This is a genomic window from Caulobacter sp. CCG-8 (assembly GCF_037402475.1).
Classification (GTDB): Bacteria; Pseudomonadota; Alphaproteobacteria; order Caulobacterales; family Caulobacteraceae; genus Caulobacter.
The window spans coordinates 65,054-84,492 of the sequence record NZ_JBBEUD010000020.1 but is presented as its reverse complement, the minus strand read 5'-3'; the positions used below and the strand labels follow the sequence as shown (position 1 = coordinate 84,492).

Annotated in this window: 19 protein-coding genes; 12 read left to right on the top strand and 7 right to left on the bottom strand. The window is 70.0% G+C overall.

Annotation, left to right across the window (positions count from 1 at the left end; translation table 11 throughout):
- Positions 1–348 precede the first annotated feature (348 nt).
- The 7 genes from WAE60_RS18730 (at position 349) to WAE60_RS18700 (ending at position 8,810) form a co-directional block, all read left to right on the top strand.
- A complete protein-coding gene (locus WAE60_RS18730) occupies positions 349–675 on the top strand; it encodes a PadR family transcriptional regulator (RefSeq protein ID WP_029908723.1) in 327 nt (108 codons plus the stop codon).
- Positions 672–1,238, top strand: a complete 567-nt coding sequence (locus WAE60_RS18725; protein WP_029908725.1) for a DUF1700 domain-containing protein — start codon at positions 672–674, stop codon at positions 1,236–1,238. The genes WAE60_RS18730 and WAE60_RS18725 overlap by 4 nt, the downstream gene beginning before the upstream one ends.
- A gap of 10 nt (positions 1,239–1,248) precedes the next feature.
- A complete protein-coding gene (locus WAE60_RS18720; RefSeq protein WP_029908727.1) occupies positions 1,249–2,031 on the top strand; it encodes a DUF2807 domain-containing protein in 783 nt (260 codons plus the stop codon).
- Between the two features lie 151 nt (positions 2,032–2,182).
- On the top strand, positions 2,183–3,613 hold the full coding sequence (gene tldD / locus WAE60_RS18715; protein WP_029908729.1) for a metalloprotease TldD: 1,431 nt from the start codon (positions 2,183–2,185) through the stop codon (positions 3,611–3,613).
- 432 nt (positions 3,614–4,045) lie between these two features.
- Positions 4,046–6,088 carry a TonB-dependent receptor gene (locus tag WAE60_RS18710; RefSeq protein WP_337687846.1) on the top strand — a complete coding sequence of 681 codons (2,043 nt, stop codon included), beginning with the start codon at positions 4,046–4,048 and terminating at the stop codon, positions 6,086–6,088.
- A gap of 92 nt (positions 6,089–6,180) precedes the next feature.
- The gene (locus tag WAE60_RS18705; RefSeq protein WP_337687844.1) at positions 6,181–7,989 is read left to right on the top strand and encodes a polysaccharide deacetylase family protein; all 1,809 of its coding nucleotides are present in this window, start codon (positions 6,181–6,183) and stop codon (positions 7,987–7,989) included.
- A complete protein-coding gene (locus WAE60_RS18700) occupies positions 7,986–8,810 on the top strand; it encodes a glycoside hydrolase family 16 protein (protein ID WP_337687842.1) in 825 nt (274 codons plus the stop codon). The genes WAE60_RS18705 and WAE60_RS18700 overlap by 4 nt, the downstream gene beginning before the upstream one ends.
- 9 nt (positions 8,811–8,819) lie before the next feature.
- Here WAE60_RS18700 and WAE60_RS18695 read toward each other — a convergent pair whose 3' ends face one another.
- The 3 genes from WAE60_RS18695 to WAE60_RS18685 form a co-directional block, all read right to left on the bottom strand.
- Positions 8,820–9,608 carry a DUF4908 domain-containing protein gene (locus tag WAE60_RS18695; protein WP_231499406.1) on the bottom strand — a complete coding sequence of 263 codons (789 nt, stop codon included), beginning with the start codon at positions 9,606–9,608 and terminating at the stop codon, positions 8,820–8,822.
- A 368-nt stretch (positions 9,609–9,976) separates the two neighbouring features.
- The gene (locus tag WAE60_RS18690) at positions 9,977–10,702 is read right to left on the bottom strand and encodes a beta-ketoacyl-ACP reductase (protein ID WP_029908739.1); all 726 of its coding nucleotides are present in this window, start codon (positions 10,700–10,702) and stop codon (positions 9,977–9,979) included.
- 126 nt (positions 10,703–10,828) lie between these two features.
- Entirely contained in the window at positions 10,829–12,004 is a 1,176-nt protein-coding gene (locus WAE60_RS18685; RefSeq protein ID WP_029908741.1) for an acetyl-CoA C-acetyltransferase, read from the bottom strand.
- Between the two features lie 221 nt (positions 12,005–12,225).
- Here WAE60_RS18685 and phaR point away from each other — a divergent pair, with 221 nt between their 5' ends.
- Both phaR and WAE60_RS18675 read left to right on the top strand, forming a co-directional pair.
- Positions 12,226–12,903: a polyhydroxyalkanoate synthesis repressor PhaR gene (phaR, locus tag WAE60_RS18680; protein ID WP_029908743.1), complete on the top strand. Its 678-nt coding sequence runs from the start codon at positions 12,226–12,228 to the stop codon at positions 12,901–12,903.
- Between the two features lie 141 nt (positions 12,904–13,044).
- Positions 13,045–13,368, top strand: coding sequence for a hypothetical protein (locus WAE60_RS18675; RefSeq protein ID WP_337687835.1), 324 nt, complete (start codon positions 13,045–13,047; stop codon positions 13,366–13,368).
- Here the strand turns inward: WAE60_RS18675 and WAE60_RS18670 are convergent.
- Positions 13,365–13,688 carry a DNA-binding protein gene (locus WAE60_RS18670; RefSeq protein WP_337687833.1) on the bottom strand — a complete coding sequence of 108 codons (324 nt, stop codon included), beginning with the start codon at positions 13,686–13,688 and terminating at the stop codon, positions 13,365–13,367. The two genes, WAE60_RS18675 and WAE60_RS18670, sit on opposite strands and share 4 nt — an antisense overlap.
- Before the next feature lie 28 nt (positions 13,689–13,716).
- Between WAE60_RS18670 and WAE60_RS18665 the strand changes: the two genes are divergently transcribed.
- Positions 13,717–13,839 (top strand): hypothetical protein, encoded by a 123-nt coding sequence (locus WAE60_RS18665; protein WP_255347287.1) that lies wholly within the window; start codon positions 13,717–13,719, stop codon positions 13,837–13,839.
- Positions 13,840–13,932: 93 nt separating this feature from the next.
- On the opposite strand, the gene WAE60_RS18660 is transcribed toward WAE60_RS18665, so the two are convergent.
- From WAE60_RS18660 to WAE60_RS18650, 3 genes are all read right to left on the bottom strand, one after another.
- Positions 13,933–15,204: an acetyl-CoA C-acyltransferase gene (locus WAE60_RS18660; protein WP_337687831.1), complete on the bottom strand. Its 1,272-nt coding sequence runs from the start codon at positions 15,202–15,204 to the stop codon at positions 13,933–13,935.
- Positions 15,205–15,367: 163 nt separating this feature from the next.
- The gene (locus WAE60_RS18655) at positions 15,368–15,793 is read right to left on the bottom strand and encodes a hypothetical protein (RefSeq protein ID WP_029908751.1); all 426 of its coding nucleotides are present in this window, start codon (positions 15,791–15,793) and stop codon (positions 15,368–15,370) included.
- Positions 15,794–15,988: 195 nt separating this feature from the next.
- The gene (locus WAE60_RS18650; RefSeq protein WP_029908758.1) at positions 15,989–16,738 is read right to left on the bottom strand and encodes a glycosyltransferase family 2 protein; all 750 of its coding nucleotides are present in this window, start codon (positions 16,736–16,738) and stop codon (positions 15,989–15,991) included.
- Between the two features lie 55 nt (positions 16,739–16,793).
- On the opposite strand from WAE60_RS18650, the gene WAE60_RS18645 reads away from it, so the two are divergent.
- Both WAE60_RS18645 and WAE60_RS18640 read left to right on the top strand, forming a co-directional pair.
- A complete protein-coding gene (locus WAE60_RS18645) occupies positions 16,794–18,506 on the top strand; it encodes a glycosyltransferase family 39 protein (RefSeq protein ID WP_337687862.1) in 1,713 nt (570 codons plus the stop codon).
- Positions 18,503–19,402, top strand: coding sequence for a hydroxymethylglutaryl-CoA lyase (locus WAE60_RS18640; RefSeq protein ID WP_337687830.1), 900 nt, complete (start codon positions 18,503–18,505; stop codon positions 19,400–19,402). Before WAE60_RS18645 ends, WAE60_RS18640 begins: the two co-directional genes overlap by 4 nt.
- Positions 19,403–19,439 lie beyond the last annotated feature (37 nt).

Below are 19,439 nucleotides of genomic sequence, written 5' to 3'. Positions count from 1 at the left end.
TGGCGTCGCGATCAACCCCACGCCGCGCCGACATGCACAATACGACCAGCGACACGGGACTTAGGCAATCGACTTCGTCAGGCGACGGGGAATCGAAGGCTTCTCGTCCCGGCGTCTCTGGCCGGTCGCTGGCGTGCATACGCGCTCCAATCCCGGTTGCCAAGCACCAGAGGCGTTCCCTCGGACGCCTTGCGCTGGGTCAAGGCTTTCCACCTGAGAACCACTCTCAACAACCCCTCCTTCAGGGCGATTTCGAGCTACGTACCATTACTAACTTGTAACGCCAGCTACCTTGCAATCAACACTACCTTGCGTCACAAGAGTGACCAGCAACGGGAACCTAGCGCCGTGACGGAAGCCATCGAAGTCCAATTGAAGAAGGGGGTGCTGGGACTGTGCGTCCTGGCCCTGCTGTCGAAGGCCGACAGCTACGCCTACGAGATCGCCAGCAAGCTGGCCAAGGCCATCGATATGGGGGAAGGCACCATCTACCCCCTGATGCGCCGCATGCAGTCGGACGGCCAGGTCGAGACCTATCTGGTCGAGTCCCAGGCCGGTCCGCCGCGCAAATACTACCGCCTGACCGAAGCCGGTCGGAGCAGCTTCACGGCCCAGAAGGCCGAATGGGCGGCCTTCAGCTCGGCCGTCGAAAACATCCTGGGAGCCGCCGCATGACGCGCGCCGAATTCCTCGCCCGCCTCAAGCGCGGGCTGGCGGGCATGCCCGCCGCCCAGATCGCCGACATCGTCGCCGACTACGAGGCCCACTTCAACGACGCCCAGGAGGCCGGCCGCAGCGAGAGCGAAGTCGCCGCCGCGCTGGGCGAACCCGAAAGGCTTGCCCGCGAGCAGCGCGCCGAGCAGGGGGTCAAGCGCTGGGAGGAGACCAAGAACCCCTCGGCCGCCGCCGGGGCGATCTTCGCCATCCTCGGCCTGGGGGCGCTGGACATCTTCATCCTGGCCCCCGTGCTGATGGGGATCCTGGGGACGCTGTTCGCCTTCTTCATGGCCGCCATCGCCATCTTCATCGCCGGCGGCGCGGTGGCCACGATCGGTCCGTTCGCCAGCCAGCCCGGCGGTCCCGCCGTGGCCTTCCTGCTGGGCATCGGCCTGATGGCCGGGGCCACCGCCTGGGCGTCGGTCACCGGCCTGCTGAGCATCTGGCTGGTCAACGGCCTGGTCTGGTTCGGCCGCCTCCACTACCGGCTGCTGAAGCCGGCCATCGAAACCCAGGTCTGAGGGGACCGCCATGATCCGCAACCTGACCATCGTCGCCGTCGCCAGCTTCGTGCTCGCCGTCGGCTGCTTCGCCGGGGCCGCCGCCCTGGGCGGGCCGGAACTGCTCAAGCACGGCTGGAACTTCCCCGCCGACTGGAACATCGACATCAGCGACGACCATGACCACGTCCGCGTGGGCCACGGCTCGGACGACGGCGACGGCGGCGACGCCACGACCCGCGACCTCGCCTGGAGCGGCGCCGACTCCCTGCAGATCGACGTGCCGGCCGAGGTGACCTTCACCCAGGCCGCCGCCGGGGCGGGCGGCAGCGTCAAGGTGACCGGGCCCAAGGACCTGGTCGACCGGGTGACGATGGAGAACGGCCGCCTGGGCCTTCGCGACGGCGACGGCGACATCGCCTTCCACGCCCGCCGCGACAGCGACCAGCTGTCGATCGAGGTGATCGCCCCCGGCGTGCGCAGCTTCACCGTCAACGGCAGCGGCGACCTGCACCTGAAGGCCTACGACCAGCCCGACCTGGCCCTGGAGATCAACGGCAGCGGCAATGTCGAGGCCGAGGGCAAGGCCAGGAAGATCGACCTGCGGGTCTCGGGCTCGGGCGAGGCGGACCTGCGCAGCCTCGACACCGGCGACGCCAAGATCGCCCTGGCCGGCAGCGGCGAGGCCCACGTCGCCCCGCACGGCGCGACCGAGATCGACGTGGCCGGCAGCGGCGACGTCTACCTGACCAGCAAGCCGACCGTGCTCAGCTCGAACGTCGCGGGCTCGGGGGAAGTGCACCAGGACTGGTGATGAAGGAGGGGACACACACTCGCCCAAACCATCTTGCCGGTCCGGCATGGGCCTTTGAGCGAGTGTGTGTCCCCCGTTTCGTCTCCCATCCCCGCGCCGAATCGTCGCCGGGGTGATGACGTCGGCGGATGAAACGCTTACCTGTGACGCCATGAACGCTCCCATCACCGCCCCCTCCCTGCTCGCCTCGGCCGACGTCGATCCCGAGCGCGCCCGCGCCATCCTGGGCGAGGCCCTGGCCGGGGCCGACGACGGCGAGCTGTTCGTCGAGCGTTCCGAGAGCGAGGCCTTCGTGTTCGACGACGGCCGGCTGAAGAGCGCCTCCTACGATTCCGGCGAGGGCTTCGGCCTGCGCGTGGTGGCCGGCGAAACGGCGGGCTACGCCCACTCCGCCGAGATTTCCGAAGCCGCCCTGGGCCGCGCCGCCGATTCGGCCAAGCTGGCCCGCCGCGGCTATGCCGGCGTCAGCGCCGAGGCCCCGCGCGCCACCAACGAAAAGCTGTACGGCGAGGACGACCCGGTCTCGTCCCCCGCCTTCTCCGACAAGGTCTCGCTGCTGCAGGAGATCGACGCCTTCGCCCGGGCCCGCGATCCGCGCGTGGTCCAGGTGATGGCCTCGATGGCCGGCGAGCGCCGCGTGGTCGAGATCCTGCGCGCCGACGGCAAGCTGCTGCGCGACGTGCGCCCGCTGGTGCGGGTCAATGTCCAGGTCACCGTCGAGAAGGACGGCCGCCGCGAGGCCGGCTCGTCGGGCGCCGGCGGCCGCGCCGGCTTCTCGGCCTGGATCAGCCCCGACAAGTGGCAGGCCCAGGTCGACGAGGCCCTGCGCATGGCCCTGGTGAACCTCGACGCCGTGGCCTGCCCGGCCGGCGAGATGGACGTGGTGCTGGGCCCGGGCTGGAACGGCGTGCTGCTGCACGAGGCCGTCGGCCACGGCCTGGAGGGCGACTTCAACCGCAAGGGCATCAGCGCCTTCTCCGGCCGCATCGGCGAGCGCGTGGCCGCCAAGGGCGTGACCGTGTTCGACGACGGCTCGATCCCCGGCCGCCGCGGGTCTCTGACCATTGACGACGAGGGCACCCCGACCGAGCGCACCGTGCTGATCGAGGACGGCATCCTGGTCGGCTACATGCACGACCGCATGTCGGCCCGGCTGATGGGCATGAAGGCCACCGGCAACGGCCGCCGCCAGTCCTACGCCCACATGCCCATGCCGCGCATGACCAACACCGGCATGCTGGCGGGCAACGACGATCCGGCCGAGATGATCGCCTCGATGAAGAAGGGCCTCTACTGCGCCAATTTCGGCGGCGGCCAGGTCGACATCACCAACGGCAAGTTCGTCTTCCAGTGCACCGAGGCCTACCTGGTCGAGGACGGCAAGATCACCGCCCCGGTCAAGGGCGCCACCCTGATCGGCGACGGCCCCTCGGCCCTGACCCGCGTGACCATGATCGGCAACGATTTCGACTTCGACCCCGGCATCGGCGTCTGCGGCAAGCAAGGCCAGGGCGTGCCGGTGGGCGTGGGCCAGCCGTCGCTGAAGATCACCGGCCTGACCGTGGGCGGGACGGCGGTCTGACCAAAAACCCTCTCTCTTTGAGAGAGGGAGGGGCCCATGGCGAAGCCATGGGAGGGTGAGAGGTTACACCCTCACCGAACGAAACGCGGCCGTTCAGCCGATCTTCGGAGATCGGTTCGATCCACGGCGGCGCCCCTCGTGTGCTTCCCTGAAGTCGAAGCGCGGTTGAACGGGTTGGACCTTTCCGGCCGGCGGTGAAACCTCTCACCCTCCCACCGCCTGCGGCGGCGGGCCCCTCCCTCTCTCTATGAGAGAGGGATTTTGGGCGGCATAACCCTCTGAATCCCCAAACAAAACTCCCCACCGCCAAGGTGATCGGCGAAAACATTTCACAAATGTAATCTACCTTTCGGTTTTGTAACTAGGCCGGAAGCGTCCGCACGCACAGGTTCGCGGCCAACAAAGCGGGGGCGCTTTGGGGGTGAACGCGTCATGAGTCTGGCTTCCGTCATTTTCGCTCTGGGCTTGGCCGCGCCGGAAGCCCAGGCCGCGGCCCAAACGACGCCCGAGGTCCCCGCGCCCGCGGCCGACGCCCAGCGCGGCGTGATCAGCTATCCGCCCAGCTTCTTCGCCGAGCAGCATCCCAGCACCGCCCTGGACATGGTCAACCGCCTGCCCGGCTTCCGGCTGGAGAGCGGCGACAGCGCCCGCGGCTTCGCCGGCACGGCCGGCAACGTGCTGATCAACGGCGAGCGCCCCACCACCAAGAGCGAGACCCTGCAGGACATCCTGACGCGCATCTCGGCCACGGCCGTCGAGCGCGTGGAGCTGATCCGCGGCGGCGCGCCGGGCATCGACATGCAGGGCCAGACGATCCTGGCCAATGTGGTGATCAAGTCGACGGTCCAGGTCGAGAAGGTCGCCAACCTGCAGACCTACCTCTATCCCGACGGCCTGTTCGGCCCGCTGCTGGAGTTCCAGGCCTCGCGCCGGGACGGGATCAACGAGATCGAGGGCTCGCTGAAGGGCACGGTCGACCGCACCGACCAGACCTTCGACGGCGGCGCGCGGGTGACCAGCTTCCCCGACGGCCGCCCGACCATCAAGGAAGCCCTCAAGGGCTACGACCAGATCCAGAACTACGTGGCGCGCGGCGCGATCCAGCGCGCGGCCCCGGGCGGCAAGATCCGCGTCAACGGCAAGATCGAGTACTTCTCGTTCGACCGCGACGTCGTCTACACCCAGTACGAGCCGGGCCCCGGCCGCCAGGACAGCGGCGAGACCGACAAGAACTGGACCGGCGAATTCGGCGCCCGCTACGACGCCAAGCTGTCGGGCCGCACCGACCTGCAGCTGGTGTTCCTGCAGAACCTGGGCGACGAGCGCTACGGCTCGACCTTCGTCGCGCCCGGCCGCGACGAGGTCTATCGCGAGCGCGACAAGACCGGCGAGAGCATCCTGCGCGGCGAGCTCAAGCAGCGCCGCTCGGCCGCCCTGTCGCTGGAGGGCAGCCTGGAGGGCGCCTACAACTTCCTGGACGGCGAGATCGGCTACACCGCCAACGGCGCGCCGGTCGACATCGGCCCGCCCCACGTGAAGGTCGAGGAGCTGCGCGGCGAAGCGGCCGGCAAGGCGGTCTGGCGCGCCAATCCCAAGCTGAACGTCGAGGCCGGCGCGCGGCTGGAGGTCTCGCGCATCACCCAGAGCGGCGGCGTCGACCTGGAGCGCAGCTTCTTCTACCCCAAGCCCCGGGTGGTGGTGACCTGGAACCCCACCGGCGTCGATCAGCTGCGGATGCGGATCGAGCGCGAGGTCGGCCAGCTGGACTTCGGCGACTTCATCGCCTCGGCCGACCTGACGGCCGGCAGCCAGGACGGCGCCGACGCCAACCTCGAGCCCCAGCGCTCGTGGGTCGGCGAGGTGGCGTGGGAGCGGCGGTTCTGGGGCGCGGGCTCGATCTCGGCCACCCTGACCCACTCGGAGATCCAGGACGTCGTCGACTACAAGCCCCTGCCCGGCGGCGGCGACGCGCCCAGCAACATCGGCGACGGCCGCTCCGACCAGTTCGTGATCGCCGCGACCGTGCCCACCCAGAGGCTGGGGATCTCCGGCGGCCAGGTGAAGGCGCGCTTTTCCTGGTTCGACAGCGAGGTCACCGACCCGGTCACCTTCGAGAAGCGCCGCATCACCAACGCCACGCCCTTCGTCTGCAGCGTCAGCTTCGTCCGCGACATGCCCGGCGGCAAATGGAGCTGGGGTGTCTCGACCAGCTGCGCCAACGAGTACAGCCGCTTCCGCTTCAACGAGGTCCGCACCCAGCGAGCCGAGCAGTATTTCGAGGGCTTCGTCGAGTGGAAGCCCCGCCCGGACCTGACCGTGCGCACCACCTTGTCCAACTGGACCTCGCGCAACGTCACCCGCGAACGGACGATCTACCAGGGCTCGCGGGCCGACAACGTGGTCGACAAGATCGAGTACCGCAGCCTGCCGTTCGAGCCGTATCTGTTCATCCAGGTGCGCAAGCGGCTGGGCTAGGCGCGTCTCGCCGAAGGGAACTGCGCGTTTCGCATCGGGGTTAGTCCTCTGGCGGACCCGGGCTTGAGGTCCGAGTCGCGGAACGCCTCCCAATGCCCCGCACGTCCCCCAAGCCCCGCCTCGTGATCGCGCTGGCCGTCGTGGTGCTGGCCGGCCTGGCGGCGGGCGGATGGTGGTGGGCCTCCCGGCCCGATCCGGCGGCGATGAACGTCTATCCCGGCGTCAGCGGACCCCGGCCCGTCACCCGGATGGTCGCCCCGCCCCGCGCCGAGATCGCCCAGTTCGACCGGGGCGGCGACCACCGGCTGGCGATCCTGGTGACCGACCCGAACTCGGGCTGGCTGGGCCTGGTCCGCGGCCTGCGCGCCCAGGGCGTGCCGATCACCGTCACCCAGGACGCCGCCAAGGCGCTGCGGCACCGGGTGGTGCTGGTCTATCCGATCATCTCCGGCCGGGTGCTGAGCGCGCCCGACCTGCGGGCCCTGGCCGGCCATGTCCGCGACGGCGGGACGGTGCTGGCGTTCAACCTGGCGGGCGGCGGGCTGGACGAGCTGTTCGGCGTCGGTCCGGGGCGCGAAGGGAGCGAGCGCACGCGCCTGACCTGGACCACCGCCGGCGCGACGCCCGAGGAGACGCAGATCGTCATCTCCGGCCACGGCGAGGCCAAGGTCGAGAGCGTCGGCTACGCGCCCGGCACGGCCCAGGTGGCGGCCCGGTTCGACGACGGCTCGATCGCCGCCAGCTGCCGCACGGTGGTGGGCCAGGCCTGCGTCCTGGGCGTGGACCTGGGCAACCTGGCGCAGCGCGCCATGAACGGCCGCGCCGAGTCCATGGCCCGCAGCTACGTAAACGCCTACGAGCCCTCGCTGGACACCCTGTTCTGGTGGATCAAGGACCTCTATGTCGCCGGCGAGCCCATGCCCTGGCTGGTGTCCAGCGCGCCAGCGGGCAAGACGGTGTCGATCCTGCTGACCCACGATGTCGACTACGGGCCGTCGGTCGGCAACGCCCTGGCCTATGCCGCCATGCTGCGCCAGCGCGGCCTGAAGGGGACGTTCTTCGTCCAGACCAAGTACATGAAGGACTTCAACGACCGGCCGTTCTTCGACGCCGCCGCGATCCGCGACGTCCACGCCCTGGTCGAGCAGGGCATGGAGGTCGGCAGCCACACCGTGGCCCACGCCGGCGCCTTCGAGGCCATGTCGCTGGGCACGGGCCGCGAGCGCTATCCCGGCTACCGCCCGTTCGTCCAGGACGTCGCCACGGTGCGCAAGGGCTCGGTGCTGGGCGAGCTGCGGGTGTCGAAGTTCCTGCTGGAGCGGCTGGCGGGGGCGCGCGTGGTGTCGTTCCGGCCCGGCCGGCTGTCCTATCCGTTCACCCTGCCCCAGGCCCTGACCGCGACCGGCTATCGCTACTCCTCGTCGATCACGGCCAACACCGTCCTGACCCACCTGCCGTTCCAGCTGACCCAGGACCGGGCCGACGGCGCCCTGACGCCGATCTTCGAATTCCCCGTCACCATCGAGGACGAGGCCAAGCCGCCGCTGGACCAGAGGCTGGACGCGGCGGACGCGGTGATCGCCCGGATCGCCCGCCGCCAGGGCGTGGCGACGATCCTGATCCACCCCAACGTCACGGGCGGCAAGCTGGATTTCGAAGCCCGGCTGACCGACCGCTGGCGCGATCGCGCCTGGATGGGGACGGTCGAGGCGTTCGGCGACTGGTGGTCGGCGCGCGACGGGCTGGAGGCCGATGTCTCGCCGCGCGGCGACGGCTGGGTCCTGGACGTCGCCGCGCCGCGCGGGGCGGCGGGCGTCGAGATCGTCCTGCCCAAGGCCGGCGGGCGGAAGGTGGCGCTGGCCCTGCCGGCCGGGGGGCGAACGTCGGTGGCGATCCCGTGAGACGCGGGCGCCTGGCGATCCTGGCCGGCGGCCTCGCGGCCCTGCCCGCCACGGCCGGCGCCCAGACCCTGATCTGGTCGGACGAGTTCGACGGCGCGCGCCTGGACCCCGCCAAGTGGACGGCCAGCCAGGACTGCTGGGGCGGCGGCAACGACGAACGCCAGTGCTATGTCGACGACGCCCAGGCCCTGCGGGTCGCCGACGGGATGCTGAGGATCACCGCCCGTCGCCGGGCCGTGACCGGTCGCGCCAAGCCCCTGGGCGATCCCTCGCCGGAGCGGGTCAGCCGGCGCTACGCCTCGGGACGGGTCCAGACCCGGGGCCTGGCCTCGTTCCGCTACGGGCGCATCGCCGTGCGGGCCCGGCTGCCGGCGGGCCAGGGCCTGTGGCCGGCGATCTGGATGCTGCCCGAGCACGACAACTACGGCCCCTATCCCCGATCGGGCGAGATCGACATCGCCGAGGCCGTGAACCTGGGCGTGCGCTGCCCGGGCTGCCGCGACCGGGTGCAGGGGGCGGTGCATCACGGCCCCAGCCTGGCGGCCAACCGCATGTGGAACGGCTCCGCCCGCCTGGCCCCCGTCGACGGCTTCCACGTCTTCGCCCTGGACTGGACGCCCGAGCGCATGACCTGGTCGCTGGACGGCAAGCCCTATTTCAGCCAGCCCGCCCGCAAGCCGTTCGACCAGCGCTTCCACCTGATCCTCAACCTGGCGGTCGGCGGCCGGTGGCCGGAGATCACCGGCCGGAAGGGCGTCGACGACAAGGCCCTGCCCGCCACGCTTGAGGTGGACTGGGTGCGGGTCTACGACCGGCCCTGACGGGCGGCCCTACTTGTTGACGATCTTGATGATCCGCTTGGACGACGGACGGCCCGACAGGCCCTTGCCAGGGGCGTAGGTCACCGTCAGGTCGCCGCCCTTCAGGCTGGCGCCGGGCTTGTGGCCCTCGGCCAGCAGGACCCGGGTGACGCGGGCCAGCAGGTTGCGGTCGCCGTCGCGGGCCATGCGCTCGAAGGCCTCGGCGGTGACGGTGGCGGTGTCGGCGACCAGGACCGAGGTTGCGGGGGTGGCGTCGTCGACGGTCTCGAACGCCACCCGGTGCTGGGCCGCCCGGCTGGCGCGGGCGCTGGCCTGGACCAGGCGCTGGAACAGGGCGTTGACCGAGATGAACGGCGGCGGCTGGATCGAGCTGGCCTTGCCCATCAGGGCGGCGGCGTCGCCGGCCGGGCGCTCGGTGGTGAACAGGGTCATGCCGCCCAGCTTGCTGGCCCGCAGGACCGGCTCGCCCAGCTCGTTCTTGTAGATGGTGTCGCCGCGCGGCGCGGGCTGGGGCGACAGCACCCAGATCTCGGAGCTGTTCTCGAACTTCAGCAGCGGCTGGGGCGCCGCGCGGTCCAGGATGAAGGCGTCGCCGGTCTCGGCGGCCACGTAGCGGGCGACGGGCGGGGCGGGCGACTTGCGGGTCTCGCTGCCGCGGTGGCCCAGGAAGGCGTCGCGCAGGCTCGACTGCGCGTGGGCCGCGCCAAGGGGAACCGCACCGACGATGGCCGCGAGGGCGAACGCCAGCAGGATCGCCCAGCGTCCTGGCCCCGTCGTCACCGCCGATTGACTCTTCATACCCAGGGTCATGCCCCGCGAGTGGGGCGAATCTTGGACCCAGAAGACCTTGTTGCCGCCACGCAATTTCCCGAAGGACACTCTGAAATGCTTGGAAGAATTTCCCCGCCGGCCGGAATCTTCAAACCGGCGGGGAGTCTTCGTCAAGTCGTCATGTCTTTTTGACGCGGCGTGTGGCGTTTAGGTCGCGTCTGGAGGGGAAGGTTCGCGGCTCCATCGAGGCCGTGAATTCAGGTTGTCATCCCGGAAACGCGAAGCGTTGTCCGGGACCCAGGGCAACCGTACAGCCTTCGCCCAGCCCCCTGGATCCCGGACAGCCCCTGCGGGGCTTCCGGGATGACAACGGGATGAGGGGCTTCAGGCCGCCCCTACGCCGCCATGTACTGGCCGCCGTTGATGGTCAGGGTGGCGCCCGTCACGAAGCCCGCGCGCTCGCCGGCCAGGAACGAGACCACGTCGGCGATCTCCTCGCCCTTGCCCAGGCGGCCGACCGGGATCCCGGCGATGATGCTGGCCAGCACGGCCTCGGGCACGGCCGCGACCATCTCGGTGTCGATATAGCCGGGGCAGATCACGTTGACCGTCACGCCCTTCTTGGCGTTCTCCTGGGCCAGGGCCTTGGTGAAGCCGATCAGGCCGGCCTTGGCGGCCGAATAGTTGGTCTGGCCCATCTGGCCCTTCTGGCCGTTGATCGAGCTGATGTTGATGATCCGGCCCCAGCCGCGCTCGCGCATGCCCTCGATGACCGGACGGGTCATGTTGAAGGCGCTGTCCATGTTCACCCGGATGACCTCGGACCACTGGTCGTAGGTCATCTTGTGCAGCATGCCGTCGCGGGTGATGCCGGCGTTGTTGACCAGCACCTCGACGGGCCCGAGCTCGGCCTCGACCTGCTTCACGGCGGCGGCGCAGTCGTCGAACGAGCCGACATTGCCCTTGACCACCATCACGCCCAGGCTCTTGGCGCAGGCGGCCGCGGCCTCCTCGTTGCCGGAATAGCCGGCCGCCACCTTCAGACCATCGGCGACGAGCCGCTCGCAGATCGCTCGACCGATGCCCCGGGTGCCGCCGGTCACGAATGCAACTCTCGCCATGATGATCTCCGCTGTGTTCCCCGATGGTTGCACGCGGGGGACGCCATGGGACAAGCCCTCATGGCGTCCGTCATGAAAAATTTGCCGAAACAGCCAATCAAAACAGACGTCTGATCGGCGTGGTCGTCAAACCGCCTCGACGCACATGGCCACGCCCATGCCCCCGCCGATGCACAACGTGGCCAGGCCCTTCTTGGCTCCCGAGCGCTTCATCTCGTGGACCAGGGTGGTCAGGATGCGCGCGCCCGAGGCGCCGATCGGGTGGCCGATGGCGATGGCCCCGCCGTTGACGTTGACCTTGGCCGGGTCGAGGCCCAGCTCGCCCACCACGCACAGGGCCTGGGCGGCGAAGGCCTCGTTGCTCTCGATCAGGTCGAGGTCCGAGGCCTTCCAGCCGGCCTTCTCCAGCGCCTTCTTGGAGGCGGGGATCGGGCCGGTGCCCATGATCTCGGGCTCGACGCCGGCGTTGGCCCACGAGGCGATGCGGACCAGCGGGGTCAGGCCGCGCTTCTTGGCCTCGTCGGCGCTCATCAGCACCAGGGCCGCGGCGCCGTCGTTCAGGCCCGAGGCGTTGGCGGCGGTGACCGTGCCGTCCTTGGTGAAGGCGGGCTTCAGGCCCGAAACGGCGTCGATCGTCACCCCGTGGCGGATGAACTCGTCCTTATCGACGACCGTGTCGCCCTTGCGGCCCTTGATGGTGACCGGGACGATCTCGGCGTCGAACTTGCCGGCCTTCTGGGCGGCCTCGGCGCGGTTCTGGCTGGTGACGGCGAACTTGTCCTGGGCCTCGCGGGTGATCTGCCAGCGGGCGGCGATGTTCTCGGCGGTCTGGCCCATGTGGTAGCCGTGGAAGGCGTCCCACAGGCCGTCCTTGATCATGGTGTCGACGAAGCTGAGGTCGCCCATCTTCTGGCCGTTGCGCAGGGCCTGGGCGTGCGGGGCTTGGCTCATGCTCTCCTGGCCGCCCACCACCACGATGTCGGCGTCGCCGGCGGCGATCTGCTGGGCGCCCAGGGCCACGGCGCGCAGGCCCGAGCCGCACAGCTGGTTCAGGCTCCAGGCCGGGCTCTGCACCGGGATGCCGGCGTTGACCGAGGCCTGGCGGGCCGGGCCCTGGCCGGCGGCGGCCTGCAGCACCTGGCCCAGGATCACCTCGTCGACGTCGGCCGGCGCGATGCCCGCCCGCTCGACGGCGGCCTGGATGGCCAGCTTGCCCAGCTCGTGGGCCGGCAGGCTGGAAAGGGCGCCGAGGAACGATCCGACCGGCGTGCGGGCGGCGGAAACGATGACGATGTCGCTCATGGCGAAATAGCTCCCGTGACGTGTTTCCGGGCGCTTCTCGCATCTGCGGCGCCCATGATTTTGCAGTGCGGCATAAACTTGCACAAAGCCGTGGCGTTCGTCACGCGCACATTTTCACGGGATGTTGCGAGCTCCAAGCGCCGCCGGTACTGGCGCCTCGCCTTTGCATTCGCGATAGTGCGATGCGAAAAGGCGGAGACAACGCTGTCCTAGGGAACGAAATGTCCGAGAACAACGAAAACGGCGAAACGCCCTCGGCCAAGGCCGGTGAGAAGGGCGCGGGCCAGAAGGTCGTCATCAAGAAGTACGCCAACCGTCGTCTCTACAACACCGCGTCTTCTTCCTACGTCACCCTCGAGCACCTGTCGGACATGGTGAAGGAGGGGATCGACTTCGTCGTGTATGACGCCAAGACCAACGACGACATCACCCGCTCGGTCCTGACCCAGATCATCTTCGAGGAAGAGAATCGCGGCGGCGGCCAGAACCTGCTGCCGATCCAGTTCCTCCGCCAGCTGATCGGCTTCTACGGCAATTCCATGCAGGCCTTCCTGCCCAGCTATCTGGAAATGTCGCTGGAGAGCTTCACCAAGCAGCAGGAGCGCATGCGCAGCCAGTTCGCGGGTCTGACTCCCGGGGCCCTGGGCGCCAAGGGCATGCCGGGCATGGGGGTCTACGAGGAGCAGATCCGCCAGAACATGGCGCTGTTCGACCGGGCCATGAAGATGTTCTCGCCGTTCGCCTACGCCCGGCCCGAGGACGCCGCCGCCCCGCCGCCGCCCGCCGAGCCGCCGCCCGCCGCCCCGGCCCCGCCGCCCAGCGAGGACTCCCTGGCCGACCTCAAGCGCCAGCTCGAGGCCATGCAGCAGCAGATCGAGAAGCTGGCGACCAAGCCGTAGGGCCGCGCCCGCGATCTATTTCAAAAACGAACCGTCATCCCGGGCCTCGTGCCCGGGATGACGGCCAAAGGGTGGGTGCTAACGCCCCTTAACCAAGCAAACCCACCCGTCCTTAACCGTCGTGGACCACAACTCTTCACCATGAACGGTCCGATCGACCCCATCCGACGCGCGCAAGCCGCGCGCCGGGCGCTGCCCGCGCCCCGCGAAACCGACCGCCCCGAGGCGGACGGCGAGGAAGACGTGACGTTCGTGCGCGACGAGCAGCCGGCTCCGCCGCCGCCCCGTCGCGGCGCCTTCGCGACCTTCGCCGCCCACCTGATGGGCCAGAGCGGCCAGAAGCGCGGCCTGCGCGGTGGGCAGGAAGTGCTCGACGCGGCGCGTTCGACCTATCTCGGCACGGAATATTCCGGCCCGGCCGACCGCCGTCCCAAGGCGGGCCTGATCAAGAAGACCGAGATCTAGGCTTTCAGGCGGGCGATCTCCGCCTCCAGCGCGGCCACCCGCGCCTCCAGCGAAGCCACCTTCTGCTCCAGGGAAACCGCCTCCGTCGGCAGGGCCGCCACGTGCGCCCCCACGCCCGCCCGGCGCGCGGCCTCGGCCAGCGGAACGCCCAGCAGCTCGGCGAAAGCGGCGATCTGGGCCGCCGTCAGCTCGCGCTGGTCCTTGTAGGCCAGGGTCAGCTCGTCGGTGGTCATGCCGGCCACGGCGGCCAGCACCGCCCGCGTCAGCCCCCGCTCGGCGAGCCGCGCGTCGTACCAGAGCTGGTCGAAGAACAACGCCATGGGACCAAGGCTAACGCAGGAGGCGGCGTTGGCGCCAGTCTTGCTTGGTCGCGAGGGACTTCAAGCCTCGAGACCCATCATGCTGCTGACCGCCGTGACCCGCTTCTTCGACATCGCCGTCGTGACCCTGATCTTCACGGCCCTGACCTGATCCGACCGGGGACATGCCCTTGGGCGTGTCCCCATCAGCATGCACCGAGCCAGGACTTGGGGACACGCCGCGAGGGCATGTCCCCGGCCGCGCCTAGACGTTCTCCAGCAGCATCATCGTCCCCTGGCCGCCGTCGGCGCAGATGCTGACGATGGCCTTCTCGCCCTTCGGCCGGGTGGCCAGTTCCTTGACCGCCTGGCTCAGGATCCGCGCCCCGGTCGCCCCGAACGGGTGGCCGACCGCCAGGCTGCCGCCGGTGGGGTTCATGCGCTCGCGCGGGAACTTGCCGAGGTCGGTCTCGACCCCCGCCTTGGTCCGCCGGAACGCCTCGTCCTCCCAGGCGGCGATGTGCGACAGCACCTGGGCGGCGAAGGCCTCGTGGATCTCCCACAGGCCGATGTCGGCGTAGGTCAGGCCGTTGCGGGCCAGGAGGCGCGGCACGCCGTAGGCCGGAGCCATCAGCAGGCCCTCGTGGCGCAGGTCGATCGAGGTGACCTCGTAGTCGACCACCTTCACCCGCGGGGTCTTGGCCGGCAGGCGCGCCAGCCCGGCCTTGGACGCCACCCAGATCGCCGCCGCCCCGTCGGTCAGGGGCGAGGAATTGCCGGCCGTCAGGGTGCCCTGGCCGCTGGTCTTGTCGAAGGCCGGCGCCAGCTTGGCCAGCTTCTCCAGCGTCGAATCCTTGCGCGGGATGGTGTCGCGCTTCAGGTCGCCGATCGGGATCACCAGGTCGTCGAAGAAGCCGGCCTCCCAGGCCGCCACCGCGTGCTGGTGGCTCTCGAAGGCGATCTGGTCCTGGTCGGCGCGCGAGAGCTTCCACTCCTTGGCGGTGATCTCGGTGTGCTCGCCCATCGACAGGCCCGTGGTGCGGTTGGCGACCTTGGGGATCCACAGCTTCAGGTCCGACGGCTTCAGCCGGCCCAGCTGGGCCAGGCGCGCGCCCGGGGTCTTGGCCGACTGGAAGCCCTTGAGCCAGTCGGAGAAGCCGATGCTGGCCCCGATCTGGACCTTGCTCATGCTCTCGACCCCGCCCACCAGGGCCAGGTCGCGGCCGCGCCCGTCGATCATGCCGGCGGCCTCGATCACCCCGATCATGCTGGTCGAGCAGGCCATGATCGTCGAGAAGGCCGGAATGGTCGGGTCGGCCCCGGCGTCCAGCAGCACCTCGCGGGCGATGTTGCTCCAGGTCAGGTTGGGGATCACCGTGCCCCAGATCGCGAAGTCGGGACGGCCCCCTTGGGACAGCATGGCCTGGACCACCGGCACCGACAGGGCGATGGCGTCATAGCCCTTCAGCGGCCCGTCGACCTTGGCGAAGGGGGTGCGGACCCCGGCCGCCAGCCAGATGTCGGGTTTGGACGCCATGATCGTGATCCTTCGCGGAAAGCTACGATGCCAGCATCGACGGGCTTGGCCGCAAGGTCTTGTCGAAATTCGTGGCGGGGACATGCCCTCGCGGCGTGTCCCCATCAGCATCCACGGAGCCAGGACTTGGGGACACGCCCAAGGGCATGTCCCCGGCGGGCGCTCAGTGCGCGTCGCTGAAGTCGATGTCGCGGCGGGCCGAGACGATGGTCACGATGAAGCCGGCCAGCACGTCCAACAGCACCATCACCGTCAGCAGGAAGAACACCGAGGTGCCGAAGGCCGGGGCCAGCAGGAACTCGACCAGGCAGACAATGAACAGCACCATCGACAGCGAGTGGTTGATGATCGCGATCTTGCGGCTGGTGGTCGACTTCAAGAGCTCGACGAACAGCACCACCAGCGAGGCGGCCAGCAAGAGGTCGCCCAGGCTGACGGCCCAGTCGGCCTTGGAGGTCATGTGGATCGTGAACAGCTGCTCGGCCAGCCGCGCCTGGGCGGTGGTGGCGTTGAAGCCGCCGGCCAGGGTCAGGACGATCAGGTTGTAGACCAGCACCGGCAGGGCCAGCAGCGGAAACGCGGCGAACATCTCTGGCTCTCCCCCGAAGGCCGATTGAGGAACGATGGTTAACCGGTTTTGCGGATTCCCGAAAGCCGGCGCCGCTCAGCGCGCGAGCCGGTCCCGCAATACCCGCGCTGAACCGGGGACATGCCCTCGCGGCGTGTCCCCATCAGCATCCGCCGAGCCAGGACTTGGGGACACGCCCAAGGGCATGTCCCCGGCTCAGGCCTCGTCCACGCCTTGCGGGTTGCGGGCCCGGGTCTGCAGCCACATCACGCCCAGCAGGTCGGACACCGAGGCCTTGAGCCGGCCGAAGTTGGTGTATTTCGACACCCCGCTCTCGCGGTGCCGGTGGTTCACCGGCTGGAACGCCACCTCATAGCCCTCGCGCAGCATCAGGGCCGGGATGTAGCGGTGGATGTGATCGAAGTAAGGCAGGCGCAGGAAGGCCTCGCGGCGGAAGGCCTTCAGCCCGCAGCCGGTGTCGTTGGCGGTGTCCTTCAGCAGGCGCTTGCGCACCCCGTTGCCGAACTTGGAGGCGAAGCGCTTGGCGTTGCTGTCCTGGCGCTTGACCCGCTCGCCGCCCACCAGGGCCAGCTCCGGCGGGCCGGCCTTCAGGGCCTTGGCCAGGCGCGGCGCGTCGGCCGGGTCGTTCTGGCCGTCGCCGTCCAGGGTGACGACGATCGGGGCGCGGGCGGCCAGCACGCCGCTACGCACGGCGCGGCTCTGGCCCGAATTCTTGCGGTGGGACAGCACCCGCAGCTGCGGGATCTCGGCCTTCAGCGCCACCAGCAGGGCCTTGGTGTCGTCGCGGCTGGCGTCGTCGATGAAGATGATCTCGTGGTTCTCGCCGGCGAAGGCGGCGGCGATTTCGCGCGCCAGGGCGGGCGCGGCGCCCCCTTCGTCGAAGACCGGCACGACGACGGAATAGTCAGGAGCTTCCGAGGAGATGGGGGAGGCTTGAGCGTTCATCGGCCTCTAATACCCGAAAAATAGCCAGAAAGAAGGATCGTGCTATTCCAGTATGATGACGCTTGAATCTCGCCTGGATGACTGGAGCCGCGGTTGGCGCGGCCCGCTGTTCGCCGCCCTGGTGGCGCTGATCGCCGGACTGCCCGGCCTGTTCGCCATGCCGCCGCTGGACCGCGACGAATCGCGCTTCGCCCAGGCCACCGCCCAGATGCTGGAAACCGACGACATGGTCGTCATCAAGTTCCAGGACCAGCCGCGCTTCAAGAAGCCGGTCGGCATCCACTGGCTGCAGGCGGCCAGCGTCACCGCCTTCTCGGCGGCCGAGGACCGGGGGATCTGGGCCTATCGCATCCCGTCGCTGCTGGGCGCCATGCTGGCGGCGGCGGCCTGCGCCTGGGGCGCGGCGGCGCTGCTGAGCCCCAAGACCGGGCTGCTGGCCGGCGGCATACTGGGCGCGACCATCCTGCTGTCGACCGAGGCCTTCATCGCCAAGACCGACGCGGCCCTGTGCGGCTTCACCACCCTGGCCATGGCCGCCCTGGCGCGGATCTACGCGGCGCACCTCGCCGGCGAAAAGGTCCCGCGCTGGACCAAGCTGGCCTTCTGGATCGGCCTGGCCATGGGCGTGCTGATCAAGGGTCCGGTCGGGCTGATGGTGGTGGCGCTCAGCGTGGTCGCCCTGTGGATCTGGGACCGCAAGGCCCCGTGGATCAAGGACCTGGGCTGGGGCTGGGGCGTCACCGTGCTGGCGGCCATCGTCCTGCCCTGGGCGATGGCGATCACCGTGGCCACCGACGGCGCCTTCTGGTCCTCGGCCGTCGGCGGCGACCTGGCCCCCAAGCTGGCCGGCGGCCAGGAAAGCCATGGCGCGCCGTTCGGCAGCTACGCCCTGGCGGCGTTCCTGCTGGTGTTCCCGGCCACCCTGCTGCTGCCCGCCGGCCTGGTCCAGGGCTGGACCGGGCGCAAGGAGGCGGGCGTGCGCTTCGCCCTGTGCTGGCTGATCCCGACCTGGCTGGTGTTCGAGCTCCTGCCGACCAAGCTGGTCCACTACACCCTGCCGGCCTTCCCGGCCCTGGCCATGCTGATGGCCGCGTCCCTGCGCGCGCCGCTGGGCCGGATCGCGCGGGGGATCGGCGCGGTGCTGTCGGCCCTGGCCGGCGTGCTGTTCGCGGGCCTGATCGGCTATCTCTACAAGGAACACGGCGACCCCGGCGACCTGCCGGTCGCGATCCTGACCGCCCTGCTGTTCCTGGCCGCCGGGGTGGTCGGCGCGGTTCTGGTGATGCGCAAGACCGCCGCCACCGCCCTGGTCGCGGCGGGCGTGCTGGGCGTGCTGGCCCACGGCGCCCTGGTGGGCCTGTTCGTGCCGCGCCTGGAGCCGCTGCTGCTGTCGCCCCGCCTGGAGAAGGCGCTGGAGACGGCCGACCTGGCCCCGCGCGGCGGCGCGCCCGGACCGGTGGCCGTCACCGGCTACGCCGAGCCCAGCATGATCTTCCTCCTGGGCACCACCACCCAGCTGACCGATCCGGCGGGCGCGGCCAAGGCCGTGGCCCAGGGCCGCCCGGCCGTGGTCGAGGGCCGCCAGGAGAAGGCCTTCCAGGCCGCCCTGACCGCCCTGGGCCAGACCGCCCGGCCGGCCGGCGTCGTCGAGGGCTTCGACTATTCCGACGGCGACAAGGAGCGCCTGACGCTCTATCGCGGCGCGCCGATCCGCCCTGACGACGAGGCCGGCGACGAGGACGCGCCCGAGCAGGAGACCCGCCCATGAGCCGCTTCATCCAGATCGTCGAAGTCGGCCCGCGCGACGGGCTGCAGAACGAGAAGCTGTCCCTGACCGTGGCCGAGAAGCTGGACATGATCCGGCGGCTGGAGGCGGCCGGCGCCCGGCGCATCGAGACCGTCTCGTTCGTCAATCCCAACCGCGTGCCCCAGATGGCGGGGGCCGAGGAGATCCAGGCGGCCCTGACGCCCGACCTGGACCACTCGCGCATCGGCTTGGTGCTGAACATGCGCGGCTGGGAGCGCTGCGTGTCGGCGGGCTGCGACGAGGCCAATGTCGTGGTCTGCGCCACCGACGGCTTCGGCCTGGCCAACCAGGGCGCGACGGCCAGGCAGCAGCTGGACGCGCTGGGCGCGATCTGCGAGCGCCGGGCGCTGGAGGGCGGCCCGCCGATCACCGCCACGATCTCGGTGGCCTTCGGCTGCCCGTTCGACGGCGAGGTCTCGGAAGACCAGGTCGTGACCATCGCCCGGGCCGCGGCCCTGTTCGGCGTGGCCGAGATCGCCATCGCCGACACCATCGGGGTCGCCGATCCCTGGACCGTCCGCCGGCGGGTGGAGGCGGTGCGCGAGGCCGCGCCCGACACCCGCCTGCGCCTGCATTTCCACGACACCCGCAACACCGGCCTGGCCAACGCCTATGCCGGGGTCGAGGCGGGGATCGACGTGCTGGACGCCTCGGTCGGCGGCCTGGGCGGCTGCCCGTTCGCCCCGAACGCCACCGGTAACATCGGCACCGAGGACCTGGTCTACATGCTGGAGCGCGGCGGCTACGAGACCGGCTACGACCTGGACGCCCTGATCCAGATCGGCCGCGACGTCAGCGAACGCCTGGGCAAGGCCCCCGCCTCGTCCCTGGGAAAGGCCGGCAAGTTCCCCGCCTGACGTCGCTACTTGTAGTGACAGGGCGAAGTTGACTCAT

Excerpts from the sequence above, each read along its gene's own strand:
- WAE60_RS18670 (WP_337687833.1), bottom strand. The coding sequence starts at position 13,688 with ATGGCGTTGTTCTTCGACCAGCTCTGGTACGACGCGCGGCTCGCCGAG.
- tldD (WP_029908729.1), top strand. The coding sequence starts at position 2,183 with ATGAACGCTCCCATCACCGCCCCCTCCCTGCTCGCCTCGGCCGACGTC.
- WAE60_RS18660 (WP_337687831.1), bottom strand. The coding sequence starts at position 15,204 with ATGGCGTCCAAACCCGACATCTGGCTGGCGGCCGGGGTCCGCACCCCC.
- WAE60_RS18675 (WP_337687835.1), top strand. The coding sequence starts at position 13,045 with ATGAACGGTCCGATCGACCCCATCCGACGCGCGCAAGCCGCGCGCCGG.
- WAE60_RS18685 (WP_029908741.1), bottom strand. The coding sequence starts at position 12,004 with ATGAGCGACATCGTCATCGTTTCCGCCGCCCGCACGCCGGTCGGATCG.
- WAE60_RS18720 (WP_029908727.1), top strand. The coding sequence starts at position 1,249 with ATGATCCGCAACCTGACCATCGTCGCCGTCGCCAGCTTCGTGCTCGCC.
- WAE60_RS18690 (WP_029908739.1), bottom strand. The coding sequence starts at position 10,702 with ATGGCGAGAGTTGCATTCGTGACCGGCGGCACCCGGGGCATCGGTCGA.
- WAE60_RS18725 (WP_029908725.1), top strand. The coding sequence starts at position 672 with ATGACGCGCGCCGAATTCCTCGCCCGCCTCAAGCGCGGGCTGGCGGGC.
- WAE60_RS18645 (WP_337687862.1), top strand. The coding sequence starts at position 16,794 with ATGACGCTTGAATCTCGCCTGGATGACTGGAGCCGCGGTTGGCGCGGC.
- WAE60_RS18705 (WP_337687844.1), top strand. The coding sequence starts at position 6,181 with ATGCCCCGCACGTCCCCCAAGCCCCGCCTCGTGATCGCGCTGGCCGTC.
- WAE60_RS18640 (WP_337687830.1), top strand. The coding sequence starts at position 18,503 with ATGAGCCGCTTCATCCAGATCGTCGAAGTCGGCCCGCGCGACGGGCTG.
- WAE60_RS18650 (WP_029908758.1), bottom strand. The coding sequence starts at position 16,738 with ATGAACGCTCAAGCCTCCCCCATCTCCTCGGAAGCTCCTGACTATTCC.
- WAE60_RS18710 (WP_337687846.1), top strand. The coding sequence starts at position 4,046 with ATGAGTCTGGCTTCCGTCATTTTCGCTCTGGGCTTGGCCGCGCCGGAA.
- WAE60_RS18655 (WP_029908751.1), bottom strand. The coding sequence starts at position 15,793 with ATGTTCGCCGCGTTTCCGCTGCTGGCCCTGCCGGTGCTGGTCTACAAC.
- phaR (WP_029908743.1), top strand. The coding sequence starts at position 12,226 with ATGTCCGAGAACAACGAAAACGGCGAAACGCCCTCGGCCAAGGCCGGT.
- WAE60_RS18695 (WP_231499406.1), bottom strand. The coding sequence starts at position 9,608 with ATGAAGAGTCAATCGGCGGTGACGACGGGGCCAGGACGCTGGGCGATC.